Annotated in this window: 11 protein-coding genes and 1 tRNA gene; 4 read left to right on the top strand and 8 right to left on the bottom strand. The window is 41.1% G+C overall.

Going from position 1 to position 14,514, the window contains the following annotated elements; translation table 11 throughout:
• Positions 1–12: 12 nt before the first annotated feature.
• Positions 13–987, bottom strand: a complete 975-nt coding sequence (gene rluD, locus AC0L4E_RS15050) for a 23S rRNA pseudouridine(1911/1915/1917) synthase RluD (protein ID WP_473679855.1) — start codon at positions 985–987, stop codon at positions 13–15.
• Positions 988–1,112: 125 nt separating this feature from the next.
• Here rluD and AC0L4E_RS15055 point away from each other — a divergent pair, with 125 nt between their 5' ends.
• The gene (locus AC0L4E_RS15055; RefSeq protein ID WP_473679856.1) at positions 1,113–1,877 is read left to right on the top strand and encodes an outer membrane protein assembly factor BamD; all 765 of its coding nucleotides are present in this window, start codon (positions 1,113–1,115) and stop codon (positions 1,875–1,877) included.
• A gap of 125 nt (positions 1,878–2,002) precedes the next feature.
• On the opposite strand, the gene AC0L4E_RS15060 is transcribed toward AC0L4E_RS15055, so the two are convergent.
• From AC0L4E_RS15060 to AC0L4E_RS15070, 3 genes are read right to left on the bottom strand one after another with little or no spacing between them, the layout of a single operon-like run.
• Complete coding sequence (locus AC0L4E_RS15060; RefSeq protein ID WP_473679857.1) at positions 2,003–3,061, bottom strand: 3-oxoacyl-ACP synthase III family protein; 1,059 nt, start codon at positions 3,059–3,061, stop codon at positions 2,003–2,005.
• A complete protein-coding gene (locus AC0L4E_RS15065; RefSeq protein ID WP_473679858.1) occupies positions 3,052–3,801 on the bottom strand; it encodes a hypothetical protein in 750 nt (249 codons plus the stop codon). The genes AC0L4E_RS15060 and AC0L4E_RS15065 overlap by 10 nt, the downstream gene beginning before the upstream one ends.
• A complete protein-coding gene (locus AC0L4E_RS15070) occupies positions 3,788–6,118 on the bottom strand; it encodes an efflux RND transporter permease subunit (protein WP_473679859.1) in 2,331 nt (776 codons plus the stop codon). Before AC0L4E_RS15070 ends, AC0L4E_RS15065 begins: the two co-directional genes overlap by 14 nt.
• A 273-nt stretch (positions 6,119–6,391) precedes the next feature.
• On the opposite strand from AC0L4E_RS15070, the gene AC0L4E_RS15075 reads away from it, so the two are divergent.
• Positions 6,392–6,467 (top strand) — tRNA-Phe (locus tag AC0L4E_RS15075).
• A gap of 151 nt (positions 6,468–6,618) precedes the next feature.
• On the opposite strand, the gene recJ is transcribed toward AC0L4E_RS15075, so the two are convergent.
• The 4 genes from recJ to brnQ all read right to left on the bottom strand — a co-directional run bounded on the left by recJ (position 6,619) and on the right by brnQ (position 11,721).
• The gene (gene recJ, locus AC0L4E_RS15080) at positions 6,619–8,343 is read right to left on the bottom strand and encodes a single-stranded-DNA-specific exonuclease RecJ (RefSeq protein WP_473679860.1); all 1,725 of its coding nucleotides are present in this window, start codon (positions 8,341–8,343) and stop codon (positions 6,619–6,621) included.
• Positions 8,344–8,479: 136 nt separating this feature from the next.
• Complete coding sequence (gene dsbC / locus AC0L4E_RS15085) at positions 8,480–9,208, bottom strand: bifunctional protein-disulfide isomerase/oxidoreductase DsbC (RefSeq protein ID WP_473679861.1); 729 nt, start codon at positions 9,206–9,208, stop codon at positions 8,480–8,482.
• A gap of 165 nt (positions 9,209–9,373) precedes the next feature.
• Entirely contained in the window at positions 9,374–10,276 is a 903-nt protein-coding gene (gene xerD / locus AC0L4E_RS15090) for a site-specific tyrosine recombinase XerD (protein ID WP_473679862.1), read from the bottom strand.
• Positions 10,277–10,377: 101 nt separating this feature from the next.
• Positions 10,378–11,721, bottom strand: a complete 1,344-nt coding sequence (gene brnQ / locus AC0L4E_RS15095) for a branched-chain amino acid transport system II carrier protein (RefSeq protein WP_473679863.1) — start codon at positions 11,719–11,721, stop codon at positions 10,378–10,380.
• A gap of 450 nt (positions 11,722–12,171) precedes the next feature.
• Here brnQ and AC0L4E_RS15100 point away from each other — a divergent pair, with 450 nt between their 5' ends.
• Both AC0L4E_RS15100 and srmB read left to right on the top strand, forming a co-directional pair.
• Entirely contained in the window at positions 12,172–12,936 is a 765-nt protein-coding gene (locus AC0L4E_RS15100; protein WP_473681686.1) for a tRNA1(Val) (adenine(37)-N6)-methyltransferase, read from the top strand.
• 91 nt (positions 12,937–13,027) lie between these two features.
• A complete protein-coding gene (srmB, locus tag AC0L4E_RS15105; RefSeq protein WP_220753940.1) occupies positions 13,028–14,251 on the top strand; it encodes an ATP-dependent RNA helicase SrmB in 1,224 nt (407 codons plus the stop codon).
• Positions 14,252–14,514 lie beyond the last annotated feature (263 nt).

Here is a 14,514-nt window from a genome sequence, read left to right on the forward strand (position 1 = left end):
TCTTAGCAGAAGTTACAGATACTCGATTGGGTTTTCTTCAGTATCTTTACGCATTGCTTTAGCAAGCATTTGCATGTCTTCTGGAATAGGAGCCTGCCACGACATAATTTCATGCGTGAAAGGATGCGCTAATTCTAAACGTACAGCGTGCAAAGCCTGACGATTGAAGTTTTTCAAAATATCAAAAAACTCAGGGCTGGCTTTTTTAGGTGGACGAGGACGACCGCCATAAACTGGATCGCCTACAAGTACGTGACCAATATAATCCATGTGAACACGAATTTGGTGAGTACGACCTGTTTCTAGACGTAATCTCAAACGTGTATGCGCTCGGAATTTTTCAGCAACGCGGTAATGGGTAACTGAAGGACGCCCGCCCATAATGACAGCCATTTGGGTACGACGAGTCTCATGACGCTCAATCGGCTCATCAACAGTGCCACCAGCAGTCATAGTACCAATAACAATCGCTTCATATTCACGAACGATGTCACGTGCCTGCAATGCAGTCACTAGATGCGTTTGCGCTTCAACGGTTTTAGCCACAACCATTAAACCTGTGGTGTCTTTATCCAAACGATGAACGATACCTGCACGAGGGACGTGCTCAATATCAGGGCAATGGTGTAATAACGCATTTAATAATGTGCCATCGGCATTACCAGCACCAGGGTGAACCACTAGGCCAGCTTGCTTATTGACGACAATAATATGGTCATCTTCATAGACAATATTAAGCTCAATATTTTGTGCTTTATCTTTTACTTCTTCTTCAAGCGTTGCTTCTACCGCAATTAACTGCGACTCTAATACCTTCTCACGAGGTATATCGACAACAGCGCCATCGACTGAAACTGCACCAGATAGGATCCATTCTTTGATGCGTGTACGGGAATAATCAGGGAACAATTCAGCCAAAGCTTGGTCTAAACGAAGACCCGTTTGATTTGCTGTGATCTCGCTTTTTAGGTTAATCTCTTGTGTCATAGGAACCGTACCCCTTTTTTGGGGTCCAAAGTGAATGTGCTATCTGTTACAATCGGATTGTTTTCTATTTTACAGTGAAATGGAAAAATTCTTAACAACAACTTATAAAAGAATTGAATTTACATATGTCTAAATTTGCCAAAGGCGCCGCCCTAGTATTGTTTTCATTAGCTTTATCAGCTTGTAGTACCTCAAAAGGTTTTGAAGATGAAGACCTAAATGGTAAGTCTCCAGAGGGCCTTTATAGCCAAGCAAGGACCTCAATGGAGCTTGGAAACTATTCTAAAGCAGTAAGAACCCTTGAAGCTTTAGACTCTCGCTACCCATTTGGACCGCATAAAACTCAAGTACAACTTGATATGATTTTTGCGTATTACAAAATGGATGACGTCGCATCTGGCATTGCCAATATCGATCGTTTCTTACGTTTAAACCCAACGCATCCAGATATTGATTACGTGTATTATATGCGTGGTTTAACAAATATGCAGGCTGATAATTATCTTTTCCATGACATGATGAATATCGACCGTACCGATCGCGATCCTAAAAATGCTCAAGATGCATTTAAAGATTTCGATCGTTTAATCAAAAGTTACCCTAACAGTAAATATTCTGCTGATGCACAACAGCGTATGCAGTATCTTAAAAACCGTTTAGCACAATACTCAATTAAAGTAGCCGAGTATTATATCAAAATGGAAGCATGGAGTGCCGCTGCAGTTCGCGCTCAATCAGTGATGGAGCAATTCCCTGGTACACCTGCCATTGAACGCGCACTTGAAATCATGTCAGAAGCTTACGGTGAGTTAGGCCAAGATCAGCTAAAACAGAATGTATTAACTGTTATGGCAGCTAACTTCCCTGATAATAAAGAGTTAAGTAACTAACTAACAATTACTCGCCCGATTATTAGCCAGAAGACTAAATCAATTACGAGTAAAAACAGAAAAGCCCGCAATCATATTGCGGGCTTTTTATTGCTTAAACTTAATCTTCAGCTATTGCTTAACCTTCAGCTTGCGCAATGCTGATAAACGAAGCCGCCATAAAGATATTTAGTCGCCTCAGCACCTAACACTGCAACCTTGTCACCATCTTGTAATTTACCTGAGTGAATCAAATTAGATAAACTCACCCAAATAGCAGCAGAACCTAAATTACCAAACTGTTTCGCGTCATTAATAATTCTATCCGGCGTTACCCCTAACGCTTCAGCCATTAGCACATCAATATGACCATTCGCTTGATGAGGTAAAATATAAGCGAAGTCATCTAACTGGTAGCCACGGCTTTGTAGCGCTTGCCAGCCAAGTTCAAATAACTGGCTGCCCTGCTCTCTGACCGCATGGATATTATGGTGAAAACGTGCCATTCGTTTTTCACCGACATCTTTAGAACCGCTATCTAAATAAAACCCTGGTTGTTTTTGGTGACCTATTTGTCCTAAATAGATATCTGAGACTTTGGCCTTCCCCTCGGTTACTGGACCTAATACTGTCGCAGCAGCGCCATCTCCCATTTGCACATAATTCACTAATTGTTCGGTGTCTATAAATGCCTTATCCATATCAAAATACACAGAACCTGTTTCTACCCCAACAATGGCTACCGGCTTTTGATTCACCGCGCAAAAAGCCGAAGCTATCTGTAAACCGTTAGCAAAGCCTGTACATGCTTGCCTTAGCTCTAAATAAGACCCGTGATACGCCATAACATCAGCAAGCCATGCGGCATTAGGTGGCACTTGGGTGTGGGGAGTACAAGTATGGGTGAGTAAGTAATCCAAATCATTACTGTCTATAGCGGCGCTATGTAATGCTTGAGTCAAAACCTGCTGACTTAACTCAATACTGGTAGGCGAAGCTGAACTTGTCGCTTGAGTTAAATCTCTCACCAAGTGACGACCTTCAATACCCAGCCGTTTAGCGATACTTTTAGCTTTACGCGCATTTAAACGACCACATTGTTGAGATAAACATGCCAAAAGCATTTCATTATCAATATTTATACCCGGCAATTGATGGGCAATTGAATACAATGACAAATCATGTTGAGCAAATTTTACTGCCATTTTTCCTCCAGTTTATCTTGTAAGGAATCTAAGCAAATTCCCATATGTTCAAATGCCCTGTCTTGGCTACGCAATAATTGAAACAGGTTTTGGGTGATTGACTCTTGTTGTTGGTTAAACTCAACATTATCCGCGCCTAACTCCATTGCATGGTGACGACTGATGTAAACATGTTTGGCTTCATCTTTTTTAATTAAGCCACAAAGTTGACTTAATGGATGGTTGGCTCCTAAATGGCTATGTTCAAAAGCCTGCATAATTTGAGTGACACAGGTATCTAACACTGCAATGCGGACAAAATGCTGACTGTAATTATCTACTCGGCCAAGGCTTGTATAAAAACGTTTAGCAAGCCGTTGCACTTTCGCAACTGAATCAACTTCAGGTAAATTATCCGCCACACTTTGCAAAGCAATATCATGTCGACACTCGTCAGACTCAACTTCCATCAAGGATGAAATCAGCTTTTCAGAATGCGCAGATATAATAGAGTGATGCTTGATTGAGTTATCGCGTAATCTAATTATTTCTTGGTTAAACACCAGTTGCGCCGATTGTTCACCACACAAAAGAAGTGGTAATAAATACGCCATAGCCTCGGTTTGACCATCATTAAATGACAAGGGTGAGTGACCAAAGTGATTTATCCAGCTTTGAAGCCGAAGTGCATTTTTCCCATGCTGCACTTGAGGTGAGGCTTGCTTACCAAAACAACGTTTAACGCTCTTACTGCTGCCCATATTGATAGCGCCTCCATTGATGATAAATAACCGGTAAGACCAAAACATCAAACAACCAAGCTAATGCAATCACCATACAAGACAACAGACTAAGCTGCGCAATAGGGGCAAAGTCGGATGCTAAACCAATTCCGAAACCCAATACTAAGGTTAAGCTGGTAAAACTAATCACAGGTATGATGGCTGAATATTTAGGCCAGAAAAGATCAAACGCCAAAGCCTTGTTAGGCTCTGGAAGTTTTAATAGAAGATGCAAAGTATCGTCGACAATTATGCCTAACATGATCCCTAACACGACAGCACTACCAATACTGATATAGTCTCCCATTAACTGCCATGCGCCAAATACCCATAGTAACGGCAAAAAATTCACCATTAGGCCAATGAACGCAAATATCAAACTGCGTTTAATAACACCTAAAATGATACTGAGCATCAACAATGCGATAGCGAAAGACCACAGCATATTATTGGCATTCTCTACTGATAAATGAGCAAATAACAAACTGCTTCCTAATGCGGGGCTAACGGTAAAATCAGGTTTATTCTTCCCTAGCCAATCATCCACCTGCTTCTCAAACACTATCATTTGTTTAGCGGTTAAAGGGGTCAAGTAAATAGTGAATAAACTAGATTGATAATCTGTAGATATTTCAGCACCAAGTCCAAGGGTATTTACTGAGTTTTCACTGACAACTCGCTTAAACTGGCTTTGTGTTAATCCAGCACTTTTCACCCAATCACCAATATGTGTCACTCTATTTACTTCAGGTTGTTGTTTTAAAAAACGTGCGAATTGATAGAGAAAGCTCAAGTATTGTTTGTCATAAATATGGTGTGAAGTTTGACTGGCATCATTTGAAACATCATCTTCTCTAACATCATCTCCACTAACGTCATCAGAGTTGGCTGCATTTACGCTGATTTCATAATTAATTAAATTTACCCCATCAAAGTATTGCTGCATCTTCTGCTTAGATTGACTAAAGGAGTTTTCGATTGGGAAGTAACTAAATGGATCATCATTGAGTTCAAGTTTGGATGCGCTGAAAATCGCCAAAGTTGAGATTAATGCCACGCTAGCGAGTATGACTTTAGGGTGTTTAATTCCTTTTTTCGCCATAGACTCGATGGACAGGTGAGCCATTTGACTCAGGTCTTTTCGACTAGGAAGTTCAGCTTGTTTTCTCTCCGATATTTTGCCAAGCGAGCTAACAATGACGACCATTAAACTATGACAAAGCAGGTAATGACATAAAACGGCTATCGCCACCAAGATACCGAAAGTTTGAATGGGTGGTGACGGGCTAAAACTCAATAACCCAAAACCTAACATGGTTGTTAGCGTCGCATAAAATAATGGCAGCTTATTATGCAGAAAACTAAACTGAAGTGGATCGTCATTTTGCTGTTTAAGCGCCAGTTGCCATGCCAAATATAAATGCGCGGAATAAGCTAGCGACAAAGTGATAATAATGACGGGAATAAATGCACTAATGGCGGCGATGGTTAGTTTAAACCAACCTGCAATTCCCAAGGTTAGCAATAAGGTAACCAAACAATTTAATCCAATCGCCAGCAACCATAATCGCGCTCGGATAAATAAAAATGCCATTAAGGTGATTATCAATAACAAACACGGTGCAAACCAAGCTAAATCATGACGTAGCACTTTTGCATATTGCCAATTAAGTGCTTGCTCACCACTTAGGTAAACATTCACAGATGTGTTTTCATTTGAATCCCAATATCCGTTAGCGCTATTCAATAAACTATCTATATTGTGCTCACGCCATAAGGTCTCATTGGCGAAATTTTGTTTACCTACATCATTGAAGCTAATGTTAAGTAGTATGGCTTGACCATCTTCCGATATAACCAGCGGCAATCGTGGATTTTGTTTATAGCTTAATAACTGGGCGCGTTTATTTGCATCGACCCCTTGCACAAGATGGAGTATTGAATCGTCTATACTAGAAACATCGATAAACAAGGCATAACCGCCCACTTGTGAAATCCTACTATCTTGCGCTAACTGTTGAATAAAGTGGCTTAACAACAATTGCTGTTTAGGTTGACGCCAATCTTGTTGGTTTTCCAATAGCAAGAGTAAATTGTTTCGCTGTTCAAATTTATGGGTAATTCGCTCAAGCCCCAGAAATCCAGCATCGTCATGGGCAAAGTAATCATTAAAGTTCACATCAAGGTTTATTCTAAGCACGCCAAGGGCACTGAAAATAATTAACATCGACACGACTAAACATACCCAAAAAGGATGTTTTTTCGATCGGTTAATCACGGTCAATTGCCAGCTCAATAGCCTGTTCCTAATGTGAAAATGAAATGATATCCATAGTATTCAATCAATAAGACCTTGTTGCGGTGGTTTTCTATTCAAACATAGCTGAAAATATTTGAGAAACGTCTGCACAAGCTTTGCTGATGACCTTTCAAGCTGTTTGTTTAATCCATAAGCTTTAGCTGAACATTTGAGCCTTTTGCGGAATTCTTAGTCAAACAAACCTAAAAATAACCTTATAACTAAAAAAAGTTGACTATAGACCGCAAAAAACGTTTAATTGCGTCCGTCGCCCGAATAGCTCAGTCGGTAGAGCAGAGGATTGAAAATCCTCGTGTCCCTGGTTCGATTCCGGGTTCGGGCACCATATTTAGATTTGGTGGCTAACGCGACCAAATAACAAAAAAGCCTCGCATTGCGAGGCTTTTTTGTATCTGTCATTTATAAAATAATTATCTCATCTTCACTCTGATAAACCCAATCCTGCTTTAATCAACAGTTGCTGCTATCCCAAAAAGCTAGGCAGGTTCTATATAATCTACCATCATCTGTACCGTTTGATTGCCTCTAAACTCATTCACATCAAGCTTATAAGCCACTCTGGCATGCTTAATCGTCGCGTCAGGCCAAGTGGCTAAATCGACATTAAACGCTATCGCATCCATCATCACTGAACCACAATCGGTTTCAAGTACTAACTTAAGGTGTTTCTCACCCACAATTCTTTGTTGGATCACGCTAAAGTAGCCATCAAAAAGAGGCTCTTCAAACGACTGTCCCCACGGACCTGACTCCCGTAATAAAAATGCTGTTTCAAGATTCATTAACTGAGCAGGTAACTCGCCATCTGATAAAACTTCACCCGTTAGTTGTTCAGGCTTTAGTATTTCACGAACGGCTTTATCATACGCTGCTTCAAACTCAGTAAAAGCATCCGCTTTAAGGGATAAACCTGCAGCCATTGCATGGCCACCAAATTTGATAATCATCCCCGGATGACGGCTATTAATCAGTTCAAGTAAGTCACGCATATGCAGACCTTTGATTGACCGAGCAGAACCTTTTATTTCCCCATCGCCTGCATCAGCAAAAGCAATAACCGGTCGATGATATTTATCTTTGATCCTTGATGCTAAAATACCAATAACTCCTTGATGCCAATCATCTTGGAATATGGCTAGACCCCAAGGTAGTTGAGATTCATCTAGAGTGAGCTTTTGCAAACTTTTAAGGGCTTCTTGCTGCATACCTGCTTCAAGTTCGCGGCGTTCACCGTTAAGGCCATCGAGTTCATCAGCCATTCTGCGCGCTAGCATCATGTCTTCACATAATAAGGTTTCAACGCCTAACGCCATTTCATCAAGTCGACCAGCCGCATTAAGTCTTGGCCCTACTGCAAAACCAAAATCAGATGCCACAATGCGCTGTGGGCTGCGTTTGGCCACTTCTAACAATGCGGTTATGCCTACACGACAGCGACCACTTTTAACTCGCTGTAATCCAGCCTGAACTAAAATGCGGTTATTACTATCAAGAGACACCACATCTGCAACCGTACCCAAGGCCACAATATCTAAAAGGCTACCCAGATTAGGTTCTGCGATATGATTATTTTGAAACCAGTCTCGGCTTTTAAGCTCTGCCCTTAAGGCTGACATCAAATAAAAAGCCACGCCGACTCCCGCAATGGATTTACTGGCAAACTGACAGCCATCTTGATTCGGGTTAACAATAGCATCGGCATCTGGCAAGCTTTTACCGGGTAGATGGTGATCTGTTACCACCACTTGCATGCCTAGTTGTTTAGCTGCGGCTACCCCATCGATGGATGAGATACCGTTATCAACGGTAATTAATAACTCAGCGCCTTTTGATTGTGCCACGGCGACAATCTCAGGGCTTAAGCCATAACCATAATCAAATCGATTCGGAATAAGGTAATCAACTTTACTCGCCCCCATCATTCGAAGTGCAAGCAAGCACACACTGGTGGATGTGGCGCCATCGGCGTCAAAATCACCAACAATCAATATCGATTTCTGCGCAGCAATCGCATCGGCAATGATTATTGCAGCTTCAGGCAAACCCAACATAGTATCTGGTCTCAGAAGCTTAGATAGGCTTAATTCACACCCTGTTAAATCAACATTTCGACGAGCATAAAGTTGTTTTAACAAAGGATGGATAGTTGCGGGTAAATGGCTATCATCTACATCAGCACGGCGAACAATTTTGTGAGCCACAAATAAACCTTATCGATAGAAAAAAAGATCAAAAGCAAGATAACAAAAAAGGCGAGCTAAGTGCTCACCTTTTATTAAAATAGCACGATTTACTCATATGAATGAGTAATCGACAACCATCATCAAACTCTACAAATTAAATGTTAGTTTTAATGGTGTTTAATAATGCTTCTGGTGGTTGGTAACCCGGTACTAAAACACCATTTTCTAACACGATAGCTGGCGTGCCATTAATACCAAATGCTTGGCCTAAACGATATTGGCCTTCAATGTTAGCATCACAACTTGCCGCTTTAACGTTACCGCCAGTTTTAGCATCTGTCATAGCTTTCAATGGATCTTTAGCACACCAAACCGCTTCCATTTCCTGCGCGTTTGCAGATGGGATCCCCGCACGAGGGTAAGCTAAGTAACGTACGGTAATGCCTAGGTCATTATAACCGTCCATTTCTTGGTGTAGTTTACGGCAATAGCCACAATCTACATCGGTAAAAATAGTCACTACGTGTTTTTCGTTCTTAGCCTTGTAGACCAACATATCTTCTTCAAACGGTTTAAGCATATCAACACGTGGGCCAGCAAGTGCAGCTTCGGTTAAGTTTTGCATGCCATTTTTAAGATCGTACATGTTACCGTGAATTAGCTTAGTGCCATCAGGCGAAACATATAATACACCACGGTCAGTAAATGCTTGATACAGACCATCAATAGGTGATGACTGAATTTTCAAAACATTGACACCAAGTACATCTGATACTTGTTTTTTCAATTCAGTTTCATTGGGGATATCTGTTGCTGAAGCTGCCTGTAGCAGTGGCGCAACAGCTAGCGTAATCGCAAAAGAGAATGCTTTGGTTAACTTCATTAATTAATCCTATTGGGTAAAACTGAATGTCTCAGCTAATACATAGACCTGATATTGTCGGCAAAAGTTACAGAGAATATTTTACTAAATCAACCTTAACTCTTTTATTGGTGACTACCACCACCAAATTTTAAGTAACAATTCATTATTGAGTGTTGCAGATCACTAGCCTCTTGGGTGATGTTCACTATGCAATTGCTGCAATCTTGCTTTCGCAACATGGGTATAAATTTGAGTTGTTGATAAATCGCTGTGTCCCAATAACAACTGCACCACGCGCAAATCTGCACCGTGATTCAATAAATGAGTAGCAAAGGCATGGCGCAATGTGTGCGGCGATAAATGGCAATTAATACCAGCCCGAATTGCATACAGCTTTATTCGATGCCAAAAAGTTTGCCGAGTCATCATTTGGCCGCGTTTAGACGGAAACAACACATCACTTTGTTTGTTACTCAGTAACTCTGCACGGGCCGCTAATAAATATTGCTCAATTTCGGTCACAGCGAGTTCACCTAAAGGCACTAAGCGCTCTTTACCGCCCTTACCTACAATTCTCACTAAACCTTGGCGCAGACTGACTTGCTCAAGCGTCAGGCTCACTAATTCAGTAACACGCAGCCCAGTTGCGTATAGCAACTCCAACATCGCTTTGTCGCGACACTCAATAGCATCTTCAACATTTGGCTCGTCTAACAAGGCGTCGATTTGACTCTCGCTTAGTGCATCGGGCAGTTGGCGTGCAAGCTTAGGTGACTCAATTAAACTGGTAGGGTCAATTTCAATCGTTTGCTTAACAATCAAATAGCCATAAAAACGACGCAGACTACTCAGCAGCCTCGCGGTACTGGTTTTAGCAAATTTATGTTCAACTCGATAGGCTAAGTAATCACGAATGGTTAGCTGCTCGACCTCAGTCAAGTGCATACCTTGGCTCAGCACAAAACGTTCAAAATGACGTAAATCGGTGCGGTAGGATGCGAGGGTATTATCACTTAGGCCTTTGGTTGACCAAAGGTCATCTAAAAAGGCATCTATGATGGGGTCAGCTTGATACTTATCAGTCACTTTTCATCCTAAAAAAACGGCGTTACTTCACATGAAGTAACGCCGTTAGTGTAACCAAAATTAGTTTACTTTGACAAAATTTGCCATAGGTAGATTATTGATTAGCTTGCTGCAACCGTTTGGTTTTTAGCTGGCACAAATAAACATGCCACGATTGCGATACCGACAGGTAGTAACCAAGCCATACCTTCACTGTGAAGAGGCATAAAGCTTAAGAAGTTAATTTCGAAACCTGCAGCTTTCAAGCCATCAAACACACCGAAGAACAAGGCTACTGATAACACTAAACGGTGTGAAAATTCAGGGCGCGCAAAACGTTCAGTTAAGAAAGTAATTGCCACTAATGCAATCGCAACTGGGTAAATGGTCATCAATACAGGAATACTGATATTAATTAACTGAGTTAAACCAACGTTAGCAACGGTTGCACACACTAAGCTGAAAAAGATAACAAATGCTTTATAAGAAATCTTTGGCAGTAATTCATTAAAGTATTCAGAACAAGCAGTGATTAAACCCACAGCGGTTGTCAGACATGCGATGCTCACAACAGCGGCCAATAACACTGTACCCATAGTGCCGAACTCGTGGGTGACATAGTTTGTTAGAATTTGACCACCATTTTCAGCGCCAGCTGCAATCTCACCTGCAGTCGCACCTAAATAGAATAATGAGATATAAACAAATGCTAAACCAGACGCTGCAATAATTGCGGCGCGAACAAGGTAGCGAGTTTGCGCTTTTGACTCAGTGATGCCTTTCTTACGTAAAATATCAATAATCAACATACCAAAGATCACTGAAGCCAGTGTATCCATAGTGTTGTAACCTTCTAAAATACCTTTAGAAAGTGGGCTAGTAATATAATCACCTGTTGCAGCACCAACTGCAGCGCTAGGCGTCACAATGACTGAAATCGCTAAACCCACTAATAAGAAAATCAAAATTGGGGTTAATACTTTACCCACGCTATCAAGCAATTTACCTGGGTATAAAGACAACACCATGGCAAGAGCAAAGAATGCAATGGTATAAAATAGCTGTGCTTGATTAAGTGCTAGAGCACCAATTTGAATGACAGCTTCTGCATTATCTAAAAATGGACGAGCGCCAATTTCAAACGCTACTAAACCTGTACGAGGCGCCGCAAATGCAGGGCCAATAATAATATAGATAGAAACAGCCAGTGCTGTTGCAGCAAACGCTGGCAACATTGCCATGACCTTACCATTTGCCTTAGCAACCGCAATCAGACCAGCAAGAGGCAAACCCACGGCAGTAACAAGAAAGCCCAACATTGCGAGAGTCATATTCTCGCCAGCTAACATACCCGCAAAAGGAGGGAAAATTAGGTTACCCGCACCTAAGAAAAATGCGAAAGTCATAAAGCCTAAGCCTAATGTATCGCCGATACTCATATTACTGTTTTGCACAAAATGCCCCATCTTGTTGTTTTGTTTTTTAACAAACTTAAGTGATTCATTGATAATTAGCTACCGCTAATCAAAACCAGCCTGTAAGAATGTAAACTTAAAATTACACTTAGTCATATTAAAAACTACTCACAAATGGTTATAAAAAAGCCATTTTCTCGCTTTTACAATACTCATTTGTGAGTCGTATTTCATTTTTAGCCATTTAATTGCGCGAAACGCCTTTAAACGGGTAGGAACTAATATCAAATAGCGTTTAGATAAACAAGCGCAAAACCAGCACAATGCAAAATTAGCCTTTATCTGAAAACAAGGTTAAAACTCACAAAACATTCCTGCTACAGGGCAACCACATCGCGCGCATTTAGCAACATCTACGCAACGCTAATTATTTTGGGGAATAAACTAAAAGCAGTTACCATGTGTCCTCTAAAGCACCATAGTCAATATCAGAATAAAACCATGCCATTTACCTTTAAGCAGTTCCACATTGATGATAGCCATTGCGGCATGCCTGTCAGTACTGACGGCGTTATATTAGGCGCTTGGGCAAAACTGCCTATAACGACTGATGGAAATAAACCTAGTCGTCGCTATCGTATTCTCGATATTGGTGCGGGCAGTGGTTTACTGTCATTAATGGCAGCCCAGCGAATCAATAACCTTGACGCTGATGTCATTGCCGTTGAACTCGATGAGGGTGCAGCCCAAGACTGCCATTTCAACTTTGAGCAAAGCCCATGGAATTCACAGTTGAAAGTTCAGCACCAGAGTATTCAGCAATTTGCTGATGAAATTGCACGCTCTGATTCTGCATTATTTGATGCCATTATTTGTAACCCTCCTTACTTTGAAAATGGTCCACAATCTGATGCTAAGCAACGTGCAACAGCAAGACATACTGATAGTCTGAGCTTTGAAACACTGCTTACTCATATCCAGCAATTACTATCTTTAGACGGCGCAGCAAGCCTGATTATTCCGGTACAAAGTGAAGTAGGTTTTTTAAAAGCCCTGACGCTGACTCAATTGGGGATATCAAATAGAACCACCATTTGCAGTGTTGAAACAAAAACACCAAATAGGCTGCTGTTAGCCCTTAAACACCAACCTTGCTCAGATGAAAAATTAGCGCCGCAAGATTCAAATTTAATTATCGCCAATGGTAAAGGTCAGTATACGGAGGCCATGAGCCAGCTTTGCCGTGAGTTTTATTTGAAACTTTAGGGTTTAATCTGCTTTTAACTGATTAGTCTCTCGCTGAGATTAACAACTTAGGTTATAATGTCCGGCTATCAATCAGTGAGACCCAAAGCGCATGCTATTTGAAGATTTTGACCTAGATCCACGCCTATTAGATTCTCTAAAGGCCATGGGACATTTAAGCCCGACTACCGTTCAACAACAAACATTGCCAATGGCTATGGAACAACGGGACATTTTAGCTAAAGCGCCTACAGGTACCGGTAAAACTGCTAGCTTCTTGCTACCCGCTTTACAACACTTGATTGACTTCCCACGCCGCTTTAACGGTCAAGCCAGAATATTAATTCTGACACCGACTCGTGAACTTGCCAGTCAAATCCATCGTTATGCTTGTCATTTAGCCACAGATCTTGAACTAGATGTTGGGATCATCACAGGTGGTGTGCCTTACGGGCCGCAGGAAGAACAACTTGAAGAAAATATCGATCTATTAATCGCCACACCAGGTCGTTTAATGGAATACCTAGATAAAGGTCAATTTGAAGCGACTGAAGTCGAAATGCTGATTATTGATGAAGCTGACCGCATGCTAGATATGGGCTTTTCATCAGTTGTTGAAACTATTGCGATTGAAGCTCAAGGCCGTAAACAAAACATGCTTTTCTCTGCCACCTTAGAAGGTAGCGGTGTTGCCCGTTTTGCTCACGTATTGTTAGAAGATCCTGTTACGATTGATGTTGAATCTCCACGCAGCGAAAAAGCTAAAATCCACCAATGGGCTCACTTAGCTGATAATAATGCACATAAATTTGCATTGCTGTGCAACATCCTTCAGCAAGAATCGGTTAAACGCACCATTGTTTTCGTTAAAACTCGTGAAGTGGTTGCTAGCCTTGAAGGCTTATTACTGAAAGCTGGTATTCCTTGCGCTTTCTTACGTGGCGACATGGAGCAAAAGAAACGTTTCCAAGCTTTAAGTAAGTTCAGTAAAGGTGAAGTGAACATTTTGCTCGCAACTGATGTTGCTGCACGTGGTATCGATATTGACGGCATTACCCATGTCATTAACTATGACATGCCACGCTCAGCTGATGCTTATGTCCATCGTATTGGTCGTACTGCACGTGCTGGCGCCAAAGGGACTGCAATCTCATTAGTTGAAGCTCATGATATGCGTATCGTCAGTAAGATTGAGCGCTACATTGAACAGCCTTTGAAGCGTCGTTATATCGATGGCTTAAGACCTACGCACAAAGAAGCGAAGGTACCGGGTAAGAAAAAAGACAAAAACAAGATTGCTGCCAAGAAATCTAAGAAGAACAAAAAGAAGAAATAATATTTCTTGATAAACATTTTAATAAAGCCCTGAATTGTAAACACAGTTCAGGGCTTTTTTATGGTCTAAATTCGAATTTGTAGCGTAATCAACTACTCAAGTAAAAAAATAAATTTCCTGAAACATTTATTTTACAACTAACGCTTTTGCTTCAATTGGTTGTCTGTTAATTTAGAGCCTATAGTGCTCTAAGTTGTTAATATTTTAATAAGAAAACTAAGTTTGAGCTGAATTTCAGCAGAGCCACCCTTTAGAGTTAACAT

The organism is Shewanella sp. GJ50-10, from assembly GCF_055808815.1.

Coding starts and splice junctions, on each gene's coding strand:
- AC0L4E_RS15100 (WP_473681686.1), top strand. CDS start 12,172: ATGCCATTTACCTTTAAGCAGTTCCACATTGATGATAGCCATTGCGGC.
- rluD (WP_473679855.1), bottom strand. CDS start 987: ATGACACAAGAGATTAACCTAAAAAGCGAGATCACAGCAAATCAAACG.
- srmB (WP_220753940.1), top strand. CDS start 13,028: ATGCTATTTGAAGATTTTGACCTAGATCCACGCCTATTAGATTCTCTA.
- AC0L4E_RS15060 (WP_473679857.1), bottom strand. CDS start 3,061: ATGGCAGTAAAATTTGCTCAACATGATTTGTCATTGTATTCAATTGCC.
- AC0L4E_RS15065 (WP_473679858.1), bottom strand. CDS start 3,801: ATGGGCAGCAGTAAGAGCGTTAAACGTTGTTTTGGTAAGCAAGCCTCA.
- dsbC (WP_473679861.1), bottom strand. CDS start 9,208: ATGAAGTTAACCAAAGCATTCTCTTTTGCGATTACGCTAGCTGTTGCG.
- AC0L4E_RS15055 (WP_473679856.1), top strand. CDS start 1,113: ATGTCTAAATTTGCCAAAGGCGCCGCCCTAGTATTGTTTTCATTAGCT.
- brnQ (WP_473679863.1), bottom strand. CDS start 11,721: ATGGGGCATTTTGTGCAAAACAGTAATATGAGTATCGGCGATACATTA.